The 23,493-nt window shown below is 58.0% G+C and carries 20 protein-coding genes and 1 pseudogene; 7 read left to right on the top strand and 14 right to left on the bottom strand.

Translation table 11 applies throughout. The features are described from left to right. From Q0C48_RS10935 to Q0C48_RS10925, 3 genes and pseudogenes are all read right to left on the bottom strand, one after another. Positions 1 to 261, bottom strand: a pseudogene (locus Q0C48_RS10935) (MFS transporter); the annotation flags it as partial. A gap of 132 nt (positions 262 to 393) precedes the next feature. Then, positions 394 to 939, bottom strand: coding sequence for a c-type cytochrome (locus tag Q0C48_RS10930; RefSeq protein ID WP_291524283.1), 546 nt, complete (start codon positions 937 to 939; stop codon positions 394 to 396). 50 nt (positions 940 to 989) lie between these two features. Next, on the bottom strand, positions 990 to 1,250 hold the full coding sequence (locus Q0C48_RS10925; RefSeq protein WP_291524282.1) for a hypothetical protein: 261 nt from the start codon (positions 1,248 to 1,250) through the stop codon (positions 990 to 992). Between the two features lie 305 nt (positions 1,251 to 1,555). Here Q0C48_RS10925 and Q0C48_RS10920 point away from each other — a divergent pair, with 305 nt between their 5' ends. Continuing rightward, a complete protein-coding gene (locus tag Q0C48_RS10920) occupies positions 1,556 to 2,677 on the top strand; it encodes a fatty acid desaturase (protein ID WP_291524281.1) in 1,122 nt (373 codons plus the stop codon). A 49-nt stretch (positions 2,678 to 2,726) separates the two neighbouring features. Here Q0C48_RS10920 and Q0C48_RS10915 read toward each other — a convergent pair whose 3' ends face one another. From Q0C48_RS10915 to rfaD, 3 genes are read right to left on the bottom strand one after another with little or no spacing between them, the layout of a single operon-like run. Then, entirely contained in the window at positions 2,727 to 3,125 is a 399-nt protein-coding gene (locus Q0C48_RS10915) for a hypothetical protein (protein ID WP_291524280.1), read from the bottom strand. Between the two features lie 32 nt (positions 3,126 to 3,157). Next, positions 3,158 to 4,159, bottom strand: coding sequence for an NAD-dependent epimerase (locus Q0C48_RS10910; RefSeq protein WP_291524284.1), 1,002 nt, complete (start codon positions 4,157 to 4,159; stop codon positions 3,158 to 3,160). Then, positions 4,159 to 5,148, bottom strand: a complete 990-nt coding sequence (gene rfaD / locus Q0C48_RS10905; RefSeq protein ID WP_291524279.1) for an ADP-glyceromanno-heptose 6-epimerase — start codon at positions 5,146 to 5,148, stop codon at positions 4,159 to 4,161. The genes Q0C48_RS10910 and rfaD overlap by 1 nt, the downstream gene beginning before the upstream one ends. 158 nt (positions 5,149 to 5,306) lie before the next feature. Between rfaD and Q0C48_RS10900 the strand changes: the two genes are divergently transcribed. The 3 genes from Q0C48_RS10900 to Q0C48_RS10890 all read left to right on the top strand — a co-directional run bounded on the left by Q0C48_RS10900 (position 5,307) and on the right by Q0C48_RS10890 (position 10,688). Further along, positions 5,307 to 7,292, top strand: a complete 1,986-nt coding sequence (locus Q0C48_RS10900) for a monovalent cation:proton antiporter family protein (protein ID WP_291524278.1) — start codon at positions 5,307 to 5,309, stop codon at positions 7,290 to 7,292. Positions 7,293 to 7,386: 94 nt separating this feature from the next. Beyond that, a complete protein-coding gene (acs, locus tag Q0C48_RS10895; protein WP_291524277.1) occupies positions 7,387 to 9,354 on the top strand; it encodes an acetate--CoA ligase in 1,968 nt (655 codons plus the stop codon). Between the two features lie 116 nt (positions 9,355 to 9,470). After that, entirely contained in the window at positions 9,471 to 10,688 is a 1,218-nt protein-coding gene (locus Q0C48_RS10890; RefSeq protein WP_291524276.1) for a glycosyltransferase, read from the top strand. On the opposite strand, the gene clpB is transcribed toward Q0C48_RS10890, so the two are convergent. The 7 genes from clpB to xseB are packed head-to-tail and all read right to left on the bottom strand — an operon-like array spanning position 10,660 to position 19,435. After that, positions 10,660 to 13,260, bottom strand: coding sequence for an ATP-dependent chaperone ClpB (gene clpB, locus Q0C48_RS10885; RefSeq protein ID WP_291524275.1), 2,601 nt, complete (start codon positions 13,258 to 13,260; stop codon positions 10,660 to 10,662). The two genes, Q0C48_RS10890 and clpB, sit on opposite strands and share 29 nt — an antisense overlap. A gap of 40 nt (positions 13,261 to 13,300) precedes the next feature. Continuing rightward, on the bottom strand, positions 13,301 to 14,464 hold the full coding sequence (locus Q0C48_RS10880; protein WP_291524274.1) for an MFS transporter: 1,164 nt from the start codon (positions 14,462 to 14,464) through the stop codon (positions 13,301 to 13,303). 3 nt (positions 14,465 to 14,467) lie between these two features. Beyond that, a complete protein-coding gene (gene aroC / locus Q0C48_RS10875; protein ID WP_291524272.1) occupies positions 14,468 to 15,559 on the bottom strand; it encodes a chorismate synthase in 1,092 nt (363 codons plus the stop codon). 3 nt (positions 15,560 to 15,562) lie between these two features. Then, positions 15,563 to 16,357, bottom strand: coding sequence for a GTP cyclohydrolase FolE2 (folE2, locus tag Q0C48_RS10870; protein ID WP_291524271.1), 795 nt, complete (start codon positions 16,355 to 16,357; stop codon positions 15,563 to 15,565). A gap of 41 nt (positions 16,358 to 16,398) precedes the next feature. Then, on the bottom strand, positions 16,399 to 18,273 hold the full coding sequence (gene dxs, locus Q0C48_RS10865) for a 1-deoxy-D-xylulose-5-phosphate synthase (RefSeq protein ID WP_291524269.1): 1,875 nt from the start codon (positions 18,271 to 18,273) through the stop codon (positions 16,399 to 16,401). Continuing rightward, the gene (locus Q0C48_RS10860; RefSeq protein ID WP_291524266.1) at positions 18,270 to 19,190 is read right to left on the bottom strand and encodes a farnesyl diphosphate synthase; all 921 of its coding nucleotides are present in this window, start codon (positions 19,188 to 19,190) and stop codon (positions 18,270 to 18,272) included. Before Q0C48_RS10860 ends, dxs begins: the two co-directional genes overlap by 4 nt. After that, positions 19,187 to 19,435 (bottom strand): exodeoxyribonuclease VII small subunit, encoded by a 249-nt coding sequence (xseB, locus tag Q0C48_RS10855; protein WP_291508475.1) that lies wholly within the window; start codon positions 19,433 to 19,435, stop codon positions 19,187 to 19,189. Before xseB ends, Q0C48_RS10860 begins: the two co-directional genes overlap by 4 nt. Before the next feature lie 130 nt (positions 19,436 to 19,565). Between xseB and Q0C48_RS10850 the strand changes: the two genes are divergently transcribed. After that, positions 19,566 to 20,783, top strand: a complete 1,218-nt coding sequence (locus tag Q0C48_RS10850) for an MFS transporter (RefSeq protein ID WP_291524264.1) — start codon at positions 19,566 to 19,568, stop codon at positions 20,781 to 20,783. 114 nt (positions 20,784 to 20,897) lie between these two features. Then, complete coding sequence (locus Q0C48_RS10845) at positions 20,898 to 21,725, top strand: energy transducer TonB (RefSeq protein WP_291524262.1); 828 nt, start codon at positions 20,898 to 20,900, stop codon at positions 21,723 to 21,725. A gap of 55 nt (positions 21,726 to 21,780) precedes the next feature. On the opposite strand, the gene trxA is transcribed toward Q0C48_RS10845, so the two are convergent. Next, the gene (trxA, locus tag Q0C48_RS10840) at positions 21,781 to 22,152 is read right to left on the bottom strand and encodes a thioredoxin (RefSeq protein ID WP_291524260.1); all 372 of its coding nucleotides are present in this window, start codon (positions 22,150 to 22,152) and stop codon (positions 21,781 to 21,783) included. Between the two features lie 155 nt (positions 22,153 to 22,307). Here trxA and xseA point away from each other — a divergent pair. Next, positions 22,308 to 23,493, top strand: a 1,186-nt coding sequence (gene xseA, locus Q0C48_RS10835; RefSeq protein WP_291524258.1) for an exodeoxyribonuclease VII large subunit, incomplete at its 3' end; no start/stop codon positions are given.

Genomic DNA, 23,493 nt, shown 5'->3' with positions numbered 1-23,493 from the left:
AGCCGCCATGAAGGCCAATAACACAAAGATTTTAGTGGCGAGGTCCAGATTCAGATGTTGTGCTGGCCAGATCAGTAAAGCGGCCACACCACCCAGGACGATTTCCATTACTACAAGCCAACGCTTCTTATCCGCAAAAAGATCGATCAATGGGCTCCAGAACAGTTTTAAATTCCAAGGCAGACCGAAAAAGGAGAGCAATCCGATGACCTGCAAGCTGGCGCCTGCATAGGTAAAAAACTGGACGGATACCTGTTGCACCAGCGAATAAGGCAGCCCTTCCGCATAATAGGTGCTGGAAATCCAGCTGAATGTTTTAAACTTTTTTCGCAAGACTCATCCGGGTATAAAAAACCCCCGCAAGGCGGGGGTCTAGACGGCTAAAGAAGCCCGTTAGGCAGTTTTTGGGGGTGCGATAGGCTTTTGTGCCAACACCCATGAAGCCAACTCTTTGGCTTCCGCCGAGGTCACATTCTGCGCTGGCATGGGCATAGAACCCCACACGCCGGACACGCCATGCTCAATAGCGTGGCTTAACGTTGCTATCGCCTTGGGATCGCTTTTGTACTTGTAGGCGACCCAGGCAAAAGCAGGACCGAGGACTTTGGTACCGATTTGATGACAGGCAAAACAGCCCTTGGCTTCCGCCAGCGACCTCGCTTTGACCATCTGATCCAGGCTCCCCGCGGCGGTCACTACCTTAATAAAACGCTCGCCTCGTCCCTGCGCGTCAAAGCCCGCCGGCGAGGCGCTGCCCCCAGTGTTCTCACCACCTTGGGTAGATCCAGAATTCTGGCCGCTGCCCGCCGCCGGATTGGTAGCGGAGCTATCAATCGGCGCGGTAGTGGACTCGTCTTTCCTGGCGCAAGCCGCAGCGAGAGTAACTACGCCGACAAGCACCAGAAGACGCATGACTGGGCTGATATCATTAAAATTCATCGTGATACGCCTCCTCATGTCCCAACTCTGAACTCTACCCGGGCAGTGAATTAGCTCGCAGAAGCATCGCTGCTGGTGGCAGGCGCAGCGGATTCCATCGGCGCCATAGCGCTGCTGCCCGTGCCGTTTGTCGCTGGGGCAGCAGATTCGGTGGTGGTGGTTGCCGGGGCAGCAGATTCGGTGGTGGTGGTGGCACTGCTTTCAGCAGGAGCGGTGGTTTCTTCCTTCTTGGCGCAGGCCGAGGCAAGCGCGATAGCACCGGCAACAAGGACGATACGGGCAACAGGCTTAATCTTGGCAATATCCAACATGTTTTCAATTCTCCTTAACGTAGACTTCATGGGATGACAGCGTCAGCAGCTAAACATATAGCGCAAATGACTCCAACATGGTAGCACTAATTTCTGCTGCGCCAAATACCGCTGGTTTGGTTGTGGCAGAAGCAAACGCGCGCAGACTAAGCGTGACACAGCGCAGCAACGAGATCAGGGTGGCGAACCCAATCGTTAGTGGGTCTACGAGGTGCTGGCCCTACGTTTGCCCCATCTTTCATTATATAATAAGATATGCGAGTATGCTGTAACCACGAAATGGATTTGCCAGGAAACACATTGCCATGCCACTTACCTCTTCTGACGCTGACTACGAGGCATTGCGCCCCGTCAAACTTCAAACCATCCGTGACGCGATCCGGCCCGAGCGCTATCAGCGCTCAACCGGTATTGCTGTCGCGTGGTATGCATTCGATGCACTCCTCTATCTGTCAGCTATCGCCGGTACTCTGCTCGTCGAGGCATGGTGGCTCAAACTGTTGTTCGGGCTCCTTGCGGGATCGGCAGTCGCCTCTATGTTTGTCTGGGCGCACGATGCGGCGCACGGCGCCCTCTTCCAGAGCAAGCGCACTGCCGAAATCATGGGCACAATCTTCATGCTGCCCTCGCTGAACATGTACCGACTTTGGGCCTTCGGGCACAACCGCGTCCATCACGGCTTTACCAGCCTGACTACCATCGACTGGGTATGGCGCCCCTGGACACCCGAGGAATATCGAAGCAAGACGGTTTGGCAGAAAATGATCTATCGCCTGGAACGCAGCCCTTACAGTTGTGCGCTGCACTATCTGTTGCGGATCTGGTGGCCAGGCATGGTGCGTTTCAAAGCAGATGCGAAAAGCAAGGATCGGCGGGCATTTTTCTATAGCAAAATGGTAACGTTGGTGTTTTTCCTCAGCTTTTCCGCGCTGGTGTACTGGATTGCAGGCCTGATGGGCGTCATTGCGGCGGTGATTCTGCCTTTCCTGGTGTTCAATTATTACATTGCTTTGTTTGTCTTTCTCCATCACACGCATCCGAAAGTGCCCTTCTTCTCAGAGAAAGAGGAGTGGAGCCAGAGTGTTGGCCAGCTTTATTGCAGCACTATTGTACGTTGCTCCAAAATCAGCGAGTACCTGATCCACAATATTTTGATCCACACACCGCACCACGTAGACCCGCGGATTCCCTTCTACCGTCTGAAGGGGGCCTACGAAGATTTGCGCGCGGAATATGGCCAGTACATTCATGAAACCCGCTTCGGTTTTTTTGAGGTTCGACGTATCTTCAAGGAATGCAAGCTATATGATTACGAGGGGAAGTGCTGGATGAGCTTCCGCTCCGGTCGTAGCTGGATTGAGGAAAAGGCCGCTGACATCGCCGCCTCCGCCGCCTCTTCTGTGTACCCAGGCAAGACGGCGCACTGAGTAAGGTAGTGTTGTTGAAAAACGTTTTATACCACTACCCGGCGGTGACTCAGTCTTCTGAGAGGTCCGGGTGGCGGTTTCCCGGTACGGGAGAGGGCGTATTGAGTGCCTGAAGGTGCAAAATCTTCAGAAGTCGCTCAACCGGCGGGTACAAAAGTACTGCGGATACTGCCAGATAGACCACTCCTGAGTACAGGGCGTAGGCACTGGCAAAAAGTTTGGCGGTAGTGCCATGTAAGTTTGAAACCGGACCCATACCGCTCAGAATCATGCTCGCATTGAGCAGACTATCGATCCAGTTGATACGAGCCAGCAGATGATAGCCGAGTACGCCCATGCCGAGAGAAAACAGCATGAAAGCTAATCCAGCCCCGGTGTAGCGTAATTGCCGCCACAGAAATTCTGTTCGGCTATGCAGATGAAGGGGGTGGTGCGTACGTATATTCATGGCGTTACCCCCGTTTAAAAAATGTCAGGCTGTCAGCCGTAATACTGACGATACCAGGCTACAAAGTGTTGCAGACCCTCGCGTAAGGGGGTGTCAGGAGCAAAGCCAACGCTCTGCTGTAACACAGAAATGTCGGCGTAGGTGGCTACTACGTCGCCATCCTGCATGGGGAGCCATTCAATCTGCGCGGATTTGCCGAGGCATCCCTCCAGAGTATGGATGAAGTCCGTGAGTGCAATGGGCGTGTGGTTGCCAATGTTGTGAATGCAGAATGGTGCCGCACTGCTTGCCGGATCTTCCGGCCAGATATTTTGCGCTTCCGGTGCATGCGGAATGAGCCGCGTCACCCCTTCGATGATGTCATTGATATAGGTGAAGTCGCGCCGCATTTGGCCGTGGTTGAATACGGGGATGGGCTGTCCGGCCAGAATCTTCTGCGTGAAACTGAAGTAGGCCATATCGGGACGCCCCCAAGGCCCATAGACCGTAAAAAACCGCAATCCCGTACTGGGGATGCCATAAAGATGGGCGTAGCTGTGCGCCATAAGTTCGCCCGCCCGCTTGGTAGCCGCGTAGAGGCTGACCGGATGATCTACCGGATCATGAACACTGTAAGGCAGGCGACTATTGGCACCGTATACGGAACTAGAGGAAGCGAAGAGCAGGTGGTTCACCCCTTGCGCACGGCAGCCCTCCAGCACGTTCAGAAAGCCGACAACATTGCTGTCCACATAGCTGTGCGGCGCTTTCAGAGAATGCCGCACCCCCGCCTGGGCAGCCAGATTGATGACGACGTCAAAGTGTGGACCCGCAAAGAGCGTCTGCATACCCTCCCGATTGGTCAGATCCAGAGGCTGAAACTGAAAAGCGGGATGCCCCTCCAGTTGCGCCAGGCGATCCCTTTTCAGGCCGGGATCATAGTAGTCATTGAGATTATCTATGCCGCTGACGATCCAGCCGTCTGCCAGTAAGCGACGGGCCATATGAAAACCGATGAAACCCGCAGCACCGGTAACGAGTACCCGCCCGTCCATCAATCCGGCCGCTCCGCCAGCCATTGCACGTAGCGATCCACCCCCTGCTCCACTGTCAGGAAGGGTTTGGCATATCCCGCACTACGCAGCTTGCTCACTTCTGCCTGGGTAAAGCTCTGATATTTGCCATTCAGGGCCTCGGGCATGCTGATGTAGCGAATAGTCTGCGCTTTCTGTAGTACAGGCAGGTTTTGTGCTGGGCGGTCTGCGCGGCGTTCCAGACTATTGATGACGGCGACTGCCACTTCGTTGAAACTCTGCGCCTGCCCGGTGCCCACATTGTAGATTCCGCTGTGCGGGTGATCCAAAAAGTGCATATTGACGGCCACCACATCGTCCACGTGAATGAAATCACGCCGCTGCTCGCCATCGGCATAGCCGCCCGTCCCCGCAAACAAGTGAACATGATTATCCAGTCGGTATTGTTTGAAAAAATGCAGCGCCACTGAGGCCATGCGATTTTTGTGGAACTCGCGTGGGCCGTAGACATTGAAATAACGAAAGCCATGCACCGGGGCGCGCAAATCTGCCCACATCCGTCTGAGATACTGGTCGAACTGAAATTTGCTGAACCCGTAGATATTGAGCGGAGATTCCGCCGCACGCTCCTCGACGAAGGCGCCAGTCATACCATAGACGGAGGCACTGGAGGCGTAGAGGAAGGGGACATTATGACGCTGACACCAATGTAGCAGCGCTTTGCTGAAGGCGAAGTTGTTTTCCATGACGTAACGGCCGTCGGTGGCCATGGTGTCGGAGCAGGCTCCTTCGTGGAAAATGGCGTCGACACCCTTCAGGTGTCCATTCTCTATCAGGCGGAGAAAAGCCTCTGCCTCCATGTAGTCGGTAATTTCCAGATCGGTGAGATTGAGAAACTTGTCGGCGCGGGTTAGGTGGTCCACGACGAGAATGTCCGTAATGCCCCGCTGATTGAGGGCTTGCACAAGATTGGCGCCGATAAAACCGGCACCGCCAGTGACGATGTACATGCGTGATCCTCCTTTTCCCGCTATGATAACAGAAAGCAGGCGTCTTCCCATAAGACGCCATCGCCCTGCTCTTTTATCTGGGCTCAGACCTACCTCTATTCCTGCTGCAAAAAATAAATGGCGCCCCTAAGAGGGCGCTGCCATGTCCGAGGAGGAACATGCAAGACCACGGTCTGTTGACGATTATCCTGCTCCTGGCTACCGGGGTGCTGCTGGTTGGCTTTCTGCGCTACCTGCGTTTGCCGGCGGTGTTTGCTTATCTGCTGACCGGCATCATTCTCGGTCCACATGCCCTGGCTGTAGTGCCAGATCTTGCCAGTACCCGACAACTCGCCGCTTTCGGCGTGGTTTTTCTGATGTTTAGCATCGGGCTGGAATTCAGTCTGGCGCAGTTTCTAAGTATGCGTCGTCTGGTGTTCGGGATGGGACTGGCGCAGGTGGTCCTGACCAGTCTGCTCTTCGTCGGTATCGCTTTGCTCATCCCGCTTTCCTGGAAGACAGGGGTGATCCTTGGCGGGATTCTGGCCATGTCGTCCACAGCCATGGTCGTGCGCGCACTGGCCGAAAAAATGGAAATGCAGACCCGGCATGGGCGTATTGCGGTGAGCGTGCTGCTTTTTCAGGACCTGGCCGTAGTGCCGCTACTGATTCTGATCCCTGCCCTTGCCGGTTCGACCACTAATCTGCCCCATGATTTGGCTATGGCCGGACTCAAGGCGGTGCTGGTGCTGTTGGTCTTGCTGGTGATCGGGCGGCCGGTGATGCGGCCCTGGTTTCAGTTCGTGGCCAACCGTAAGTCCACAGAGCTGTTTATGCTCAACGTGTTACTGGTAACCTTGGGTTTGGCATGGATCACCGAACAGGCGGGATTGTCGCTGGCCTTGGGGGCCTTTGTGGCGGGGATGCTGATTTCCGAGACGGCCTACCGTTATCAGGTGGAAGCGGACATCGCGCCTTTCCGCGACATTTTGCTGGGACTCTTTTTCGTCACCATCGGTATGCTCGTGGATCTCCCGGCGTGGTGGGCGAATCTGGCCTGGGTTTTAATCGTGCTGGCCATGATTCTGCTGCTGAAGGGTGCGCTGGTCTGGGGGCTGGCCCGTCTTTTCGGCTACGAGCCGGGCGTGGCATTGCGCTCAGCCATTGTGCTGTCGCAGGCAGGGGAGTTTGGCTTTGTGCTGCTGGCTTTAGCCAATCAATACCAACTGTTGCCTGCCCGCGTGCTGCAACCGGTCCTGGGCGGCATGCTCCTGTCTATGATGCTGGCGCCCATCCTGGTGGAGCGCAATGGCTGGCTGGCGCGCCAACTGGTGGGCAGCTATCGCGGCCATCGCGATCAGCAACTGGCCGATATCCGCTCGGCAAATTTGCAGGCCCATGTCGTGCTCTGTGGCTACGGCCGGGTGGGACAAAGTGTAGGGCGGGTCTTGGAGGAAGAAGGCATTCCCTTTGTGGCCCTTGATCTGGACCCGGTACGCGTACGTCAGGCGCAGTCCGCGGGTGAATCCATCTTTTATGGGGATGCCAGTCGCCGCGATGTGTTGCAGGCAGCAGGGATTTTTTCGGCTCGGGCCGTAGTGATCACCTATGCGAATGTCGCGTCCAGCCAGCGGGTCCTCTCTATTATCAAGGAGTTGCGCCCGGACTTGCCGGTGGTCGTCCGCGCCCACGACGACAGTCAGTTGGAGAAGCTGGAGGCCGCAGGGGCGGATGAAGTCGTGCCGGAAGTGACCGAAGGTGCACTGATGCTGGCCTCGCAGGCCCTGTTGTTGATTGGTTTCCCGATCAGTACGGTGCTACGTCGGGTACGGCGCTTCCGGCAGGAGCGCTATCAGTTTTTTCGGGGGGCCTTTTGGGGGAGTTCGGAGCCGGGCGAAGATCAGGGTTCGGCGCGACTAGCGTCTATCGCCTTGGGCGAAACGGCTTTTGGCCTCCATCTCAGTCTGCGCGAACTGAACCTGACCAGTTTCGGGGTGGCAGTCGTGGCTGTGCGCCGCCATGGGATTCGCGGGCGCGAACCCTCCCCCGATACGGTACTCATGCCTGGGGATGTGCTGGTGTTGTTCGGGACGCCCGCGGCGCTCACCAAAGCCGAGCTCTATGTGCTGGAAGGCAATACGATCCAGGAAGCGGCAACAGCGTGAGCCGCTTGGCCGCATTGAGTAGCATCAGAGTTTACGCAGTGCTATGTTTAAAAGCTGCCCGTTCAGCGGTATTAACACCTTCACCGAGTAATTTATGCCGACATCCATTGACTCTATTCTAGCCGAAACTCGCTCCTTTGCCGTCCCCACCGATTTTGCCAATCAGGCCAATATGGATGCAGAAACCTTTGCACGCATGAATCGGCAAGCGATAGAGGATCCAGATCGCTTTTGGGGGGATTTGGCGCGCCAGCATCTGAACTGGGAGGTGCCGTTTCAACAGGTGCTGGAGACCGATCGTGCCCCCTTCTATCGCTGGTTCAGCGATGGTCAGCTCAATGTGGCGCACAACTGCGTGGATCGCCATCTGCAAGGAGCGACCCGGCACAAAGCAGCCCTGATCTGGGAGGGCGAGGATGGCAGCGTCCAAACCCTGACCTACGCGCAGTTACACCGCGAAATGTGCCTTTTTGCCAATGCTCTCAAACATCAGGGGGTGCAAAAGGGGGATCGGGTGGCGATCTACATGCCCATGGTGCCGGAGGCGGTCATCGCCATGCTCGCCTGTGCGCGGATCGGGGCGATCCATACGGTGGTGTTTGGCGGATTCTCGGCGGAAGCCCTCAAGGACCGTCTGGAGGATACGGACGCCAAGGTGCTGATCACCGCCGACGGCGCCTGGCGTGCGGGCAAGGTCGTGTCACTCAAACGCCATGCGGATCAGGCTCTGCTGCGGGAGCATGAACACTCCGTGCGGCGGGTTATTGTCCTGCGTCGTACCGGCGCCGAAATCAATATGCAGGAAGGCCGTGACGTCTGGTGGGAAGATGTCATCGCCGGCATGAGCGCCGATTGCCCGGCCCTCCCCATGCAGGCTGAGGACCCCCTCTTCATCCTCTATACCTCGGGCAGCACCGGTAAACCCAAGGGGGTTTTTCATAGCAGTGCGGGCTATTTGCTCTGGACCATGCTCACCACGCGCTGGGTTTTCGACATCAAGCCTGAGGATGTCTACTGGTGTACCGCCGACATCGGCTGGATCACCGGCCATAGCTATGTGGTCTACGGTCCGCTGGCTAATGGGGCCACCGTCTTCCTCTATGAAGGGGCACCCATGCACCCGCAGCCGGACCGATTCTGGAGAATGATCGCACGGCATGGCATCAGCATTCTCTACACCGCACCGACGGCGGTGCGCGCCTTCATGAAAATGGGCGACGAATGGCCGCAGCGCCATGATCTTTCCAGCCTGCGGCTCTTGGGTTCGGTGGGCGAACCCATGAATCCGGAGGCCTGGATGTGGTATTACGAACAGATTGGCGGCGGGCACTGCCCGGTAGCCGATACCTGGTGGCAGACGGAAACCGGAGGGCACATGATCGCGCCGTTGCCTGGCGTGACAGCCAACAAGCCAGGCTCTTGCGCCCTCCCCCTCCCCGGCATCAGCGCGCGCATTGTGAATGACCAGGGCGACCCCATCACCGCCCCCGATGCCGGTGGCTACCTGGTCATTGATCGGCCGTGGCCGGGTATGCTGCGGGGCGTCTGGGGTAATCCGGAGCGCTATCTAGAGAGTTACTGGGCCAAGTTTGATAATCGCTACTACATTGCCGGAGACAGCGCGCGCCGCGACGCGGACGGTTATTTCTGGGTGATGGGACGTATTGATGACGTGCTCAATGTCTCCGGGCATCGCTTGGGCACGGCGGAGGTGGAATCGGCATTGGTGGCGCATCCTGCGGTCGCGGAAGCAGCTGTGGTAGGGATTCCTCATGAAATCAAGGGCGAGGCCATTTGTGCTTTTGTTATACTGAAACATCAACATCAGGGCGATGATCGTGATGAACTGGGTGCGGCGCTGCGCGCGCAGGTAACCGAACTGATCGGTGCGATCGCCCGTCCCGACGACATTCGTTTCACCGACGCCCTGCCCAAAACCCGTTCCGGTAAGATCATGCGCCGCCTGCTGCGCTCCATTGCCCGTGGTGAAGAGGTTATCCAAGACACGAGTACGCTGGAAGATGAGGGGACCCTGCAGAATCTGGGTACCGTAAAGAGATAAGCACTCCCCGCACCGTGTGTGCGGCAGCGTCATCAAAATGTCATCTTGCTCTGGCAGACTAAAAAGGTTCCAGGCCTTACGCCGGGAACGCTTTTTTGCCTTAGCGGAGTCCTGCCTTGCGCATACTGATGACCACGGATACCTATTTCCCCCGGATCAGCGGGGTGGCCAGTTCTATTGAAAGCTTTCGTGCCGGTCTGGTCCGTCAGGGGCACGAAATAGATATCTTGCTTCCCGCCTATGACGGTCGCAAAAGATATGCGCCAGATGACGATGAACGGGCCTTATGGCGTATACCTTCCTGGCGGATTCCCCTGTATCCCGAAGAGCGCTTTATGAAGTTTCGTGCGTTGCGCTCCCGGCGCCGGGATATGAGTAATGCTGCTTACGATTTGGTCCATATTCAGACCCCTTTTATCGCTCATTATCACGGGGTGCGCCTGGCGCGCCACTTGCGCATACCTGTCGTGCTCTCCTACCACACCTACTTTGAAGCCTATGTCGATCATTATTATCCAAAAATTCCCGGCGGCCTGCGCCGTGGCTCAGTACGACGTTTATCGCGGCGGCAATGCCACGGAGTGGATGGGGTTGTCGTACCTTCGCAGGCTATGGCGGAAATTCTCTGGGGCTACGGGGTCAATCAGCCCGTGCGGGTCATTCCGACGGGAGTGAAGCTCGAGCATTTTGCGGAAGGTAAAGGCGCAGAGTTCCGCAAGCAGTACGGCATTACCGGGCAACGCCCCATCCTGCTATATGCGGGTCGGATTGCACCGGAAAAAAATATTCCGCTGTTATTCAATGCGTTGCCGTATATCCTGGAACAGATGCCGGATGTGTTGCTGATGCTGGCCGGCGACGGCCCAGCGCGACCTATGTTGGAGGCCCTTGTAGAAGAACAAGGTTTAAGCAATTCGGTACGCTTCCTCGGTTATCTAGAGCGAAAAGAGGCATTGAAAGACGCATATGCGGCCGCTGATTTATTCGTGTTTCCATCCCAGACGGAAACCCAGGGGATGGTTCTGATTGAGGCGCTGGCGGCGGGATTGCCGGTGGTGGGGGTGCCCGCGCTGGGCAGTGCAGACCTGCTCGGCCTGGGTAAAGGCACCCGTAGCGCCCGCAATGACCCTATGGACCTTGCCAGCCAGTGCGTTGCCCTGCTGCGAGATTACGGCCTGCGGGCGCGACTGGCAGCGGAGGCTCGCCAACTGGCCGCAGAATGGTCGGAAGACCGGATGGCGCAGAACTTGTCACAGTTCTACACTGAGATCGCCGGTCGGACCGCCGCTATTTCGCGGCGTACACTCAGTGCAGGCGCCGCCCGACAAAGGTAAAGCGGTCTCCTTCAAGAAGTACTTCAATAATCTCGCCGGGTCCGAAGTCGCCCCGCAGGAGTTTCTGGGCGAGGGGGTTTTCAATCTCCCGCTGAATCACCCTTTTCAGGGGGCGGGCGCCATAGACGGGGTCATAGCCGACCTCTGCCAGACGATCCAGTGCGCCGTCACTGAGCACCAGATCCATATCCCGCTCCCGCAGGCGTGCCCGCAGGAAACCCATCTGAATCCCGGTAATCTCACGGAGCTGCACTGCGGTGAGGGGATGGAAGATGACCAACTCATCAATGCGGTTGAGAAATTCCGGGCGGAAGTGATCCTGCACCACGTCCAGTACCGCCACGCGCATACCGTCGTAGTCCCCTTTGCGACTGAATTCCTGAATTCGGTCGGAGCCAAGGTTGGAAGTCATGACGATGACGGTATTGCGGAAATCTACCGTGCGCCCCTGGCCATCGGTGAGCCGACCATCATCCAATACCTGCAGAAGGATATTGAAGACTTCCGGGTGGGCCTTCTCCACCTCGTCCAGCAATACGACCGAATAGGGTTTGCGCCGCACCGCTTCAGTGAGATAGCCGCCTTCTTCATAACCTACGTATCCCGGAGGCGCGCCGATGAGCCGTGCCACCGAATGCTTCTCCATGAATTCGCTCATGTCGATGCGCACCAGGTGGTCTTCACTGTCGAAGAGGAACTCGGCTAGGGCCTTGGTCAACTCCGTTTTTCCGACGCCCGTGGGGCCGAGGAAGAGAAAGGAGCCGTTGGGGCGCTTGGGATCAGACAGCCCTGCCCGGGAGCGGCGAATGGCGTTGGATACCGCGGCGACGGCCTCGCTCTGGCCCACAACCCGCGCCTGCAGACGCTCCTCCATCTTGAGGAGTTTTTCTTTTTCGCCTTCCAACATTTTGGAGACAGGAATGCCGGTCCAGCGGGCGACCACTTCGGCGATTTCCTCCTCACCCACCTCGGTGCGCAACAAGGTGGGTTTAGCGCCTGAACCGGCTGATTGTGCGCGGATTTCCGCAGCATGGAGCTGTGTCTCCAATGCCGGAATGGCGCTGTATTGCAGTTCCGCCATACGCTCCAAGTCGTTGGCACGACGCGCTGTGTCCAGTTCAACGCGCTTTCGGTCCAGTTCTTTCTGAATCTGTGAGGTACCTTCGATGGCCAGCTTTTCGCCTTTCCAAACCTCTTCCAGCTCCTGATATTTGCGATCTGACTCGTTGATTTGGGTCTGCAGGATATCCAGACGCTTACGGCTGGCTTCATCCTTCTCCTTCTCCAGTGCCACGCGCTCAATGTTCAATTGAATGATGCGGCGCTCCAGTTCATCCAGTTCCTGAGGTTTGGAGTCGATTTCCATCTTGATGCGGGAGGCCGCCTCGTCCATCAGATCTATGGCTTTGTCAGGCAGATTACGGTCGGTGATATAGCGATGTGAAAGCTGTGCTGCGGCAACCAATGCGGGATCGGTAATGCGCACCCCATGATGGGCTTCATAGCGCTCTTTCAGGCCACGCAAAATGGCGATGGTGTCTTCTACACTGGGTTCATCCACCAGTACCCGCTGGAAACGCCGTTCCAGCGCCGCATCCTTTTCAATGTATTTACGATATTCATCCAGTGTGGTAGCACCGATGCAATGTAACTCGCCGCGTGCCAGCGCCGGCTTGAGCATGTTGCCTGCGTCCATGGAGCCCTCGGCCTTGCCAGCCCCCACCAGTGTATGAATTTCATCAATAAAAAGAATGATTTTACCCTCACTCTTCTCCAAGTCATTCAATAAAGACTTCAGACGTTCCTCGAACTCACCGCGAAACTTGGCACCCGCAATCAGCGCTCCCAAATCCAGACCGAGCAAGCGTTTGTCCCTCAGTGATTCCGGCACTTCGCCATTAATCAAGCGCAGAGCCAGTCCTTCGACGATAGCCGTCTTGCCCACCCCCGGCTCGCCGATTAAGACCGGATTATTTTTGCTGCGCCGCAGCAATACCTGAATGGTCCGGCGGATTTCGTCGTCACGGCCAATCACCGGGTCCAGCTTGCCCTGACTGGCCCGCTCGGTGTAGTCGATGGTGTATTTCTCCAGCGCCTGACGTTGCTCTTCGGCATTGGCATCATTGATTTTTTCCCCGCCGTGCAGATCGTGGACGGCCTGTTCCAGATCCTTGGTGGTGGCACCCGCCTCTTTCAGGAGGCGCCCAGCCTCGCCCTTGTCGTCCATCAAGGCCAGCAGGAAGTGTTCGGTGGAGATATACGTGTCGCCGCGCTTCTGGCCTATCTTGTCGGCCAGATTGAGCATGTTGGTAAGATCGCGGCCCACCTGCACCTCGCCCGGATGCCCTTGTACTTTCGGCATGGACTCCAGCGCGCGGTTCAACTGATTGCGTAGGGCATCGACCCGTACGCCGGCTTTTGACAGGAGTGGCCGGGCGATACCGCCTTCCTGATCAAGAAAAGCAACAAGCAAGTGGACGGGCTCCATCTGCTGATGATCCTGGGCCAGTGCGAGACTCTGGGCATCCTGGAAAGCCTGTTGAAATTTGGTGGTCAGTTTGTCGGTGCGCACGGAGTGACTCCTATAGATTGGTATTGCCCAAGAAATGGGATTATCCGGCCCCTTTTTCAAGAGCCGGTGCGGGCTGTAGTGCCCAGATCAGGAAAACCGCACCCAAAAGCGCCAGCAGTGCTGCTGCGGCGAAGGTGCCCTGCCCGCCCCACTGCGCCCAGGTCCAGCCGGCTCCGAGCGCGCCCAGACCTCCCCCCAAACCATAAACGATACTGGCATACAGGGCCATGCCGCGCCCGCGCAGAGCGCCGGGAAAGCGGTCCGCTAACCAATGTACGGCCGCTAGATGAAAGGCGCCATAGCTGGCCGCATGCAAGGTCTGCACCAGAATGATCCATATCAGTCCCGGCCACCAGGCGATAACACCCCAGCGCAGGGCGGTCAGAATAAACGCGCCGGTGAATACCAGTGGCACACCCCAGCGCCGGATAAAACGATCGCCCCACCAGAAAAACGCGACTTCGCAGAGCACTGCAAATCCCCACAGCATCCCGACAGCGGCACTCCCCAGACCGTGCTGTTCCGCATAGATAGAATAAAACGCGTAATAGGCGCCATGACTGGCCTGCTCCAGCAAGCCCGCCAGCAGGAAAAACCAGAGGCTCACATGGCGGAGTGTGCCGCTGAGACGGGGGCGTGGTGTACCGGTGGCTGGCAGCGTGCCATAGGGCAAATAGCGACTGGCCCACCATGCGCCCATCAGAAAAATGGCGATGCCAGGCAAAAACGCGGTCATCCCCCAGCGGGCGATCAGCCCACCCATGCCCAGTGACAGGGCGATAAACCCGAGGGAGCCCCAGAGTCGAATACGCCCATAGGCAGTGCCACGGCGTTGTGCCCAGTCCATGGTGGTAGCGTCCACCAGGGGCAGCGTCGCCGCCCAGAAGAAGGAAAAAGTCAAAGTGATGAGCAATAGGGACAGAAAGTGACCGTGGGCCAGCGACAGGGCAAGGAAGCCCACCGCCGTAATCAGCGCCGCCCAGGGGACGATCCGCCGACTCCCCCAAAAATGTGCCAGCCAGCCCCAAAGATTGGGCGCCAGCACCTTGCTGAACTGCACAGCCGCGGTGAGGATGCCGATGGCCAGAGGACTCTGGCCCTGGGCATGCAGCCACGGACCCCAGTAGGGCATGAACGCACCCAGCGCGCAAAAGTACAGGAAATAGAAGGTGGCGAGCCAGCCCCCTTCCCGGTCTGCCTGCATAACTTAGGCGGGGATGGGAGGCAGGGGTGCCTGCACGTCGGCGTTCTGGGCGCGGTGACGCATCCAGTGGTCCATGATCACCAGCGCCAGCATGGCCTCGACGATGGGGACCGCGCGGATACCGACACAGGGGTCATGGCGGCCGGTGGTGACCACTTCAGCGGGCTGACCATGCACATCTATGCTTTGCCGCGGGATACGAATACTGGAGGTCGGTTTGATGGCCACGGACAGCGTGAGATCCTGCCCGGAGGAAATGCCGCCCAAAACACCGCCGGCATGATTGCTCTGAAAACCCGTGGGGGTTATCGCGTCCCCATGATAGCTGCCGCGCTGCTCTACTACTGCAAAACCATCGCCTATGGCGACCGCCTTAACTGCATTGATACTCATCATCGCCTTGGCAATATCTGCCTCCAGACGATCAAAGACCGGTTCACCGAGCCCAACCGGCATGCCGGTTACCAGCGCATCCACCCGCGCGCCGATGGAGTCCCCTTCTTTGCGCAGGACATCGAGAAAGTCGGCCATACGGATCGCAGCCTGGGCATCAGGACAGAAGAAGTCATTGCGGGAGACTTCCGCTGCATCAAAATCCTCGGCATGAATGGGACCCATCTGCGCCATCCACGCCTGTATGTTCACACCAAGACGCACGCGCAAAAACTTACGGGCGATAGCCCCGGCAGCGACCCGTGTCGCTGTTTCCCGCGCCGAGGAGCGGCCGCCCCCCCTATAGTCGCGCCGGCCGTACTTTTGCACGTAAGTATAATCGGCGTGACCAGGACGAAACAGGTCCTTGATTTTGCTGTAATCCTGTGAGCGTTGGTCCGTGTTGCGAATCAGCAGTCCGATGGGTGTACCGGTGGTCAGACCCTCAAAGACACCGGAGAGAATTTCGACCTGATCCGCTTCCTGACGCTGGGTGGTATGGCGTGACTGACCGGGGCGGCGGCGATCCAGCTCAATCTGGATATCGACTTCGTTGAGCGGCATGCCCGGCGGGCAGCCATCGACAATGCAGCCGATGGCTGGGCCATGACTTTCGCCAAAGGTGCTGACCCGGAAACAATCGCCGATGCTGCTTCCCGCCATAAGTTATTTTTCCATTTCAATCATGGCATAAGCCGAATGATTGTGAATCGACTCGAAGTTTTCGGAAGAAACCGAAAACCACTGCACGCGCGGGTCTTCCTGCAGTCGCAGCGCGACGTCCCGTACCAGATCTTCCACAAACTTGGGATGGTCGTAAGCGTATTCCGTGACATATTTTTCGTCGGGGCGCTTCAGCAGGCCGTAAAGTTGACAGGATGCCTCCGCTTCGATCAGATCAATGATATCCTTAATCCAGACCGTTTCGCGGGCGCGCACATGGACCCAGACATGGGCACGCTGGTTGTGGGCGCCATATTCCGAAATGCTTTTGGAGCAGGGGCATAGGCTGGTTACGGGCACCATGACACCTATGGTCAGGTGATAACCTGCCGGGGTAATCTCTCCCGCCAGTTCTACCTCATAATCCAGCATGCTCTTGACGCCGGATACGGGTGCGGCCTTCTGAACAAAGAACGGAAAGCGCATCTCCAGCCGCGCTGAATCCGCTTCCAGGCGCTGCCGCATCTCTTCGACCACGGCGCCGAAGCCCTCCACACTGAAGGGACCCTCATGTGTATTGAGGATCTCGATGAAGCGTGACATGTGCGTGCCCTTCAGGTGTGCGGGCAGACTCACGTACATATTACACTGGGCGATGCTGGGCTGCATCGCTCCGTCACGATCCTGAACCTGCATGGGATGGCGCACGGCGCGGATACCCACCTGCTGGATGGCAATAGCCCGTGGGTCAGCGCGACCCTGTACGTCTTCTAAGACTTCTACCGCGCAATCTCTCACCGGACCCTCGCTTGGGAATAGTGGACCGAATTAGTCGAATACTACGCCCGAGCCGGTGACGGGGCAAGCAATGCCAGTAATTCTTTGCCGGACTTTTCGATTCCTGCGGCATCCAGGCCAAAGTCTGCAAGCCACTGACCGACATCGCCCTGTTCGATAAAGATGTCGGGTAAACCGAGCAAGCGCATGGGCCGCACGATGCCCTCGTTGAGCAGGAACTCCGCGACGGCGCTACCGGCGCCCCCCATGCGTGAGCCTTCCTCCACAGTCAAGAATGCCCGATGGCTTTGCGCCAGACTGGTCAGTAATTCCGTGTCCAGCGGCTTGACGAAACGCATATTGACGACGGTAGCGTCGAGGGTCTCACCTGCCGCCATGGCTGGCGCAGCCCGCGTACCAAAGGCAAGAATCGCGAGATCCTTACCTTCCCGCAGGACCTCCGCCTTGCCGATGGGGATCTGCCGTGACAAATCCTTGTCCAGCGCCAAGCCCAGGCCGTTACCGCGCGGATAACGCACCAGTGCCGGCCCCTGATAAGCAAAGCCCGTGTTGAGCATATCGCGCATCTCCTGCTCATCTTTGGGAGCCATAATGACCACGTTAGGAACGCAGCGCGCATAGGCGATGTCAAAAGTACCTTGATGAGTAGCCCCGTCAGCACCGACCAATCCCGCGCGGTCAATAGCAAAAAGCACCGGCAGATTCTGGATGGCGACATCGTGCAGGAGCTGGTCATAGGCCCGCTGCAAGAAAGTGGAGTAGATGGCGACTACCGGGTGAATGCCGTCACAGGACAGACCTGCGGCAAAAGTCACTGCATGTTGCTCAGCAATACCCACATCAAAATAACGCTCGGGAAACAGTTGTTCAAAGCGCACTAGCCCGGAGCCCTCGCGCATGGCCGGCGTGATAGCGACCAGATGCTTTTCTGCCGCACCCTTGTCGCAGATCCAATCGCCGAACACTTGGGTGTAGCTCGGCGCCCCGGCGGGTTTCTTGGCCATTTTGCCATTCGTCCGGTTAAACGGGGTCACTCCGTGATAACCGCAGGGATCCTGCTCAGCGGGACCGTAGCCCTTACCTTTTTTGGTGATGATATGGAGCAGGCGTGGCCCCCTGATTTTTTTTAGGTTTTCAAGCGTCGGGATCAACGCATCCAGATCGTGTCCATCAATAGGACCGAAATAATGAAATCCCATTTCCTCGAACAATGTCCCCGGCGTCACCAGCCCCTTAACGCCCTCTTCCGCCTTCCTCGCCAGTTCACGCAAGGGCGGTACGAAACTCAAGGCCTGCCCCGCCCCTTCGCGCATGGTGTTATAGAGGCGACCCGAGAGAATCCGCGTCAGATATTGGGATACCGCGCCCACATTGGGTGAGATGGACATCTCGTTGTCATTGAGGATGACCAGCAGGTCGGCATCCAAAACGCCGCCGTTATTCAGCGCCTCATAGGCGAGACCTGCCGTCATGGCACCATCGCCAATGATCGCCACCACCTCCCGCGATTTATGCCCCAGCTTGGCCGCCACCGCCATGCCCAATCCGGCACTGATAGAAGTGCTGGAGTGACCGGCGCCAAAGCTGTCATAGGGGCTCTCATCGCGCTTGAGGAAACCGGAGAGACCGTCTTTGATGCGTAACTGGGGAAAAAGCGGACCACGGCCCGTAAGAATTTTGTGGGGATAAGCCTGATGGCCGACATCCCAGATCAAGCGATCATCTGGAGTATTGAATACGGCGTGCAGCGCCACGGTCAGTTCCACCGCCCCCAGACAGGAAGAGAGGTGCCCACCTGTCTGGCTGACCGTCTCCAGGAGAAACTGGCGCACCGCTTTGGCCACGCCTTTCTGTTCGCTGCGTGACATCTGCCGCAGTTCGGCGGGCATGGGAATACCCTTCAACAAATCGCTCATTTATTCCGCTCTACAATGAGGCGCGCCAGGGCGCGGAGGTGATCAGCTTCTGTTTGCCAGGGCTGCAAGGCCTCCAAAGCCTCGTCGAGCAGGCGTCGGGCATAGCTTTGCGCCTCGACAAGCCCGAGCAAGGTAACAAAACTGGGCTTGTTACGGCTGCGATCCGCGCCTTGCCGCGCTTTTCCGGTCTGTTGCAAATCGCCAATCTCGTCAAGGATATCGTCTTGTACCTGAAAAGCCAGACCGACACGATCGGCATAACGCAGCAGCGCCACACCTGTGGATTCTTTCTCGCCAATGCCCGCGGCGCAGAGCGCCAACTGTATGGCGCAGCGAATGAGCATGCCTGTCTTATGCAGGTGCATTTGCTCCAGTGCGGGCAAGGCCAATTCATGCCCCACGGCGGCCAGGTCAATGGCCTGCCCACCTACCATACCCCGCGAGCCAGAGGCCTGCGCGAGGGTCGCCAGCATCTGCACCTGCCATTCGGCGGCCACGCCCCAACCCGGCTCAGCCAGCGCCAGGAAGGCCTGCGTCTGCAAGGCATCGCCCACGAGAATGGCGGTGGCTTCGTCATAAGCGCGATGGCAGGTAGGCTGACCCCGGCGCAAGTCATCATTATCCATGGCCGGGAGATCGTCATGCACGAGCGAATAGGCATGAATCATCTCCAGTGCCGCCGCGGGACGGTCCAGATGCTCCCGTGGCACACCCAGGCAGCCTCCCGTCGCGTACACCAGCAAGGGACGGATGCGCTTGCCGCCACCCAGCGTACTGTAACGCATGGCGTCATGCAGACGCGCGGGCAGTATGTGCGCCGCAGGCAGCAGTGTCCCCAGAACGCTTTCTGTGCGCTGTACCGAGCGCGTCCGGAACTGCGCAAAAGTTTCATTGTTCACAGCGGCATCCAAGGTCATACGTCTTCTTCCTGAGTAAGCGGAGTGGAGACCGCGTCCTCTCCGAGTAATATTTCCACGGTCTGCCGGGCATTTTGCAACTGCGCCTCGGCACGCTTGGACAGTTCCATGCCGCGCTGAAAAAGGGCGACAGAGTCTTCCAGACCCAGCTGCCCCTCTTCCAGGCGGCGAACGGTTTCTTCCAAGGCGTCCAAGGTGCTTGCGAAGTCTGCGGGGGCTTCCACGGGGGACGATTTATCGTTCATGCGTTTTTCCATGTTCGCCAATTAAACACTAGGCCCAGTCCTCGGGGCAAGGGATAACGAAGATTCAGACTGGACGGTACGTTCGCCAGACCCTAAACTTCGTGCCGCCCATATCTTAAAGGCTTCAGCCATGTTTCTGCAAAAGGTCGGGAGTGCTCCGAGCGCAGCCGCCGATGTCACCCGCTTCGAGGTGCTCGGCGCTATCAGCGTGTCGCATTTTCTCAATGACAGCATTCAGTCGTTGATGCTGGCGGTGTATCCGTTGTTCAAAAGTAATTTTGACTTGAGTTTTGCGCAGATCGGGTTGATTACCCTGGCCTATCAGTTGACCGCATCCATCATTCAGCCATTGATAGGGCGTTTTACCGATCGCCACCCCATGCCTTACTCATTGCCCTTCGGCATGCTATTTACCTTTGGCGGGCTATTGTTGCTATCCGTGGCTCCGAATTATGCAACGCTCTTATTGGCAGCAGCGTTGGTGGGCCTGGGTTCATCAGTGTTCCATCCAGAGTCCTCGCGGGTGGCGCGGATGGCCTCTGGCGGGCGCCATGGGCTGGCGCAGTCCATTTTTCAGGTGGGTGGTAATGTGGGCTCGGCGGTGGGTCCATTGCTGGCTGCCTTTTTTATCATGCCTAACGGTCAACACAGCCTGTCGTGGTTTTCACTGGCGGCGTTACTGGCCATCGTGATTCTTTCTTTTGTGGGGCGCTGGTATCAGCATCAGCACCGTCAGTCCAAAAGGCCGGCGGCAAAGATCGTGGCGCCCACGCTGCCTCCCAAACTCGTGCGACGCAGCATTATCATTCTGGTCGTGCTGATGTTTTCCAAGTTTCTGTATCTGACCAGCATCAGCAGCTACCTGATTTTCTACCTGATACAGCGCTTTCATATCGTAACCCAGGAAGCGCAGATGCACCTTTTCATTTTCCTCGCGGCGGTGGCAGCAGGGACATTGATGGGTGGGCCGATTGGGGACCGGATTGGCCGCAAGAAGGTGATTTGGGTTTCTTTGCTGGGGATCGCGCCCTTCACCCTCGCCTTGCCCTATGTGGGTCTGACGCTAAGCGCTATTTTGACGGTGATCATTGGCTTTTTGCTGGCCTCAGCCTTCCCCGCCATTGTTGTGTACGCGCAAGAATTGGTGCCCGGCAAGGTCGGGACCATCTCTGGTTTGTTTTTCGGGCTGGCTTTTGGTCTGGGTGGCGTAGGTGCTGCATTGCTCGGGGAGCTGGCAGACGTCTGGAGTATCCAGGTGGTGTATCGGATATGCGCTTTCCTGCCTTTGCTCGGTGTGCTGGCCGGATTTCTGCCCCACATCCCCCGTTCGCGAAGGCCCGCGGCCTGAGTATGGTGCGCCGTCTTTACTCAGGGCTGTCGATGATTCAAGCTTAAGCCCAGCGCCCGCGGAGCGGGGGTGGGTTGAATTGCGTGGGGCGGCGTGGCCGCGAGGTTAGGACGATTGGCTATCGCTGAACACAAGTTTTATTTTCTGGTTCCGGAGGAAAAGCCCCACTGGAGCGAGAGTCTGCTGCCCTGGTTACTGCTCTCCGCCCTACTTATGGCGGCGGGTATTTTTTTCTTTGTACATATCCAGAAGCCGAAAATGCAGGCGTTACCGAATCAAACCACGGTCCACAAGACCTTCCGCATCATGCCGAGACCCATTCGACCCCAGGCGCCCAGTCCCGCCAGGCCCCGGGTCGTGCCGCCCAGTAGGCCGGTAGTAGTGCCACATCGGGTCGTGCCCGCCGCACGTCCGCAGCCGAGACTGCGATCGGTGCCGCAACCCCGTCGGGTCCCGGCGCGAACGCATCCTCTGACGCAGCGCGCAACTCCAGAGATGACACCGGCGTCTCCCAGTGCCCAGCCCCAGCCTTTGCCTCGTATCAGCATCGGCAGGCTGGAGCAACAAATGGATCAGGTGGCCCGCGCCGCAACGGCCAGCCCGCCGTTACCGAAGTTTGAGAACCCAAAGGGACCGGTGGCGGATTTTTATATCGCCGGATGGATACAGAAACTGGAGCGGATCGGCGATCTCAATTACCCGGGAGACATGGTCGGGCAGCTTAAGGTCAAGGTGGTACTGAATCCGCAGGGAGACCTCAAGCGCATCATCATGGAGCAGTCGTCGGGGAACAAAGCCCTGGATGCGGCAGCGGAACGGATTATCCGGCTCTCCTTCCCGTATATGCCGTTCTCAAAGCAGCTCGCGGAACAAACCCGTAAAATAGAAATTCCGCTGAACATGCATTTTCTGGGGGTGCGGCATGTGTCGGCCGGGCGTTAACCCCATCGGTGATGATCATAAAGCGTCGGTGCCTGACCAGACACCGATGTGGCGGTCAGTGCGTTGTATCCGGCTGGGCGGCGATTTCTTCGCGGACTTTGTCCATATCCAGTGCCTGAGCCTGTTGAATCACTTCTTCCAGCGCGCTGGCCGGGAGTGAGCCTGCCTGAGAGAAGATGCCAATCTGCTGGCGGAAGATGGTCAGCGTCGGGATAGAACGGATCTGGAAAGAAGCGGCGAGTTCCTGCTCGGCGTCCGTATTCACCTTGGCAAAGACCACATCCGGATACTTCTCAGCGGCGGCTTCAAAAATGGGGGCAAAAGCGCGGCAAGGTGCACACCAGGGCGCCCAGAAATCCACCAACACCATGTCATTGCCGATGACGACGGCTTCAAAATTGTCTTGCGTGAGTTCTACTACGGCCATGAGGATTCTCTTTAATGTGAGTGTTTGCGCGGCAATGCGCCAGACATGCGGGACCATCCCGAATGACCACAAAATGTATTATACCGACCTTAAAACGCGGAGGGTGACAGGGTCAAGAGCCCCGATCTTCATCCCGTCAGCCACGAGAGAATGACATGACCGTTAGTGATTCGCAGATCCCAATACTCACCGTCAGCGCACTGAACGCTGCCGCCCGCGAGATCATTGAAGGGAATTTTCCGCTGTTAAGGGTGGAAGGTGAGCTGTCCAATTTCAGTAGCCCCGGATCGGGACACTGGTATTTTTCGCTGAAGGATGCGCGGGCGCAGGTGCGCTGCGCCATGTTCCGCCAGCGCAATACCTATACCCGGATTCAGCCCCGCAACGGCATGCAGGTGCAGATACTGGCGCAGCCCACCCTGTATGAAGGACGGGGTGATTTTCAATTGGTTGTCGAGCAATTGCTGGATGCCGGTGAGGGCGATTTACAGGCGCGTTTTGCCGCCCTCAAGGATAAGCTCGCGGCCGAAGGGCTTTTTGCGCCGGAGCTGAAACGGCCCCTCCCCCGCTGGCCGCAGCGGGTCGCCGTGGTCACTTCAGCGAGCGGCGCGGCGCTGCATGACATCCGGGTGACGCTGGCGCGGCGCTGGCCGATGCTCGCGGTAATGGTCTATCCGGTGCTGGTGCAAGGCGATCAGGCAGCGGCACAGATTTGTAGCGCGCTGGCCCGCATCGCCAGTCGGCAGCAGGAGGATGTGGTGATCCTGGCGCGTGGCGGCGGCAGCGCGGAGGATCTGTGGTGTTTTAATGAAGAAAGCGTCGCGCGCGCGATTCGTGCCTGCCCGGTGCCGGTGGTGACGGGCATTGGTCATGAAATTGATTTCACCATTGCCGATTTCGCGGGTGATCTGCGCGCGGCGACCCCCACGGCGGCGGCGGAAGCGGTTAGCCCCGACCGTGCCGAGTGGTTGCCGCAGGTGCAGGCACATCGGCGACAGCTGGAACAGTCCATGCAGCGCACGCTGCGGGACGCGACCCAGCGTCTCGACTATTTGCGGCTGCGCCTGCGTCATCCCGGCGAGCGGGTGCGGGATGCTGAGCGCCGTTTGCGTCTGGCGCGTGGGGCCTTGCGGCAGGCCATGCAGCGTCAGCAGGCCGTATGGGGCGGACGACTGCAGGTTCTCCAGGCGCGACGTTTGCGGCAAGACCCGCGCCAACGCTTGCGAGGTCTGAATGAGATGCTGGAAACCCGGCGCGCCGCGCTGATTCTAGCGATGGACAAGCGACTGGCCGGCGCCGCGGCGCAACAGCAGCAGCAGGTGGCGGCCTTACGCCTGCTGG

This window comes from Acidithiobacillus sp. (assembly GCF_023255755.1).
Classification (GTDB): Bacteria; Pseudomonadota; Gammaproteobacteria; order Acidithiobacillales; family Acidithiobacillaceae; genus Acidithiobacillus.
Note: the sequence above shows the minus strand (reverse complement) of the source record. Positions and strands in the feature narration are given on the sequence as shown.

Coding starts and splice junctions, on each gene's coding strand:
- Q0C48_RS10930 (WP_291524283.1), bottom strand. CDS start 939: ATGAATTTTAATGATATCAGCCCAGTCATGCGTCTTCTGGTGCTTGTC.
- Q0C48_RS10925 (WP_291524282.1), bottom strand. CDS start 1,250: ATGTTGGATATTGCCAAGATTAAGCCTGTTGCCCGTATCGTCCTTGTT.
- Q0C48_RS10920 (WP_291524281.1), top strand. CDS start 1,556: ATGCCACTTACCTCTTCTGACGCTGACTACGAGGCATTGCGCCCCGTC.
- Q0C48_RS10915 (WP_291524280.1), bottom strand. CDS start 3,125: ATGAATATACGTACGCACCACCCCCTTCATCTGCATAGCCGAACAGAA.
- Q0C48_RS10910 (WP_291524284.1), bottom strand. CDS start 4,159: ATGGACGGGCGGGTACTCGTTACCGGTGCTGCGGGTTTCATCGGTTTT.
- rfaD (WP_291524279.1), bottom strand. CDS start 5,148: ATGTACATCGTCACTGGCGGTGCCGGTTTTATCGGCGCCAATCTTGTG.
- Q0C48_RS10900 (WP_291524278.1), top strand. CDS start 5,307: ATGCAAGACCACGGTCTGTTGACGATTATCCTGCTCCTGGCTACCGGG.
- acs (WP_291524277.1), top strand. CDS start 7,387: ATGCCGACATCCATTGACTCTATTCTAGCCGAAACTCGCTCCTTTGCC.
- Q0C48_RS10880 (WP_291524274.1), bottom strand. CDS start 14,464: ATGCAGGCAGACCGGGAAGGGGGCTGGCTCGCCACCTTCTATTTCCTG.
- aroC (WP_291524272.1), bottom strand. CDS start 15,559: ATGGCGGGAAGCAGCATCGGCGATTGTTTCCGGGTCAGCACCTTTGGC.
- dxs (WP_291524269.1), bottom strand. CDS start 18,273: ATGAGCGATTTGTTGAAGGGTATTCCCATGCCCGCCGAACTGCGGCAG.
- Q0C48_RS10860 (WP_291524266.1), bottom strand. CDS start 19,190: ATGACCTTGGATGCCGCTGTGAACAATGAAACTTTTGCGCAGTTCCGG.
- xseB (WP_291508475.1), bottom strand. CDS start 19,435: ATGAACGATAAATCGTCCCCCGTGGAAGCCCCCGCAGACTTCGCAAGC.
- Q0C48_RS10850 (WP_291524264.1), top strand. CDS start 19,566: ATGTTTCTGCAAAAGGTCGGGAGTGCTCCGAGCGCAGCCGCCGATGTC.
- trxA (WP_291524260.1), bottom strand. CDS start 22,152: ATGGCCGTAGTAGAACTCACGCAAGACAATTTTGAAGCCGTCGTCATC.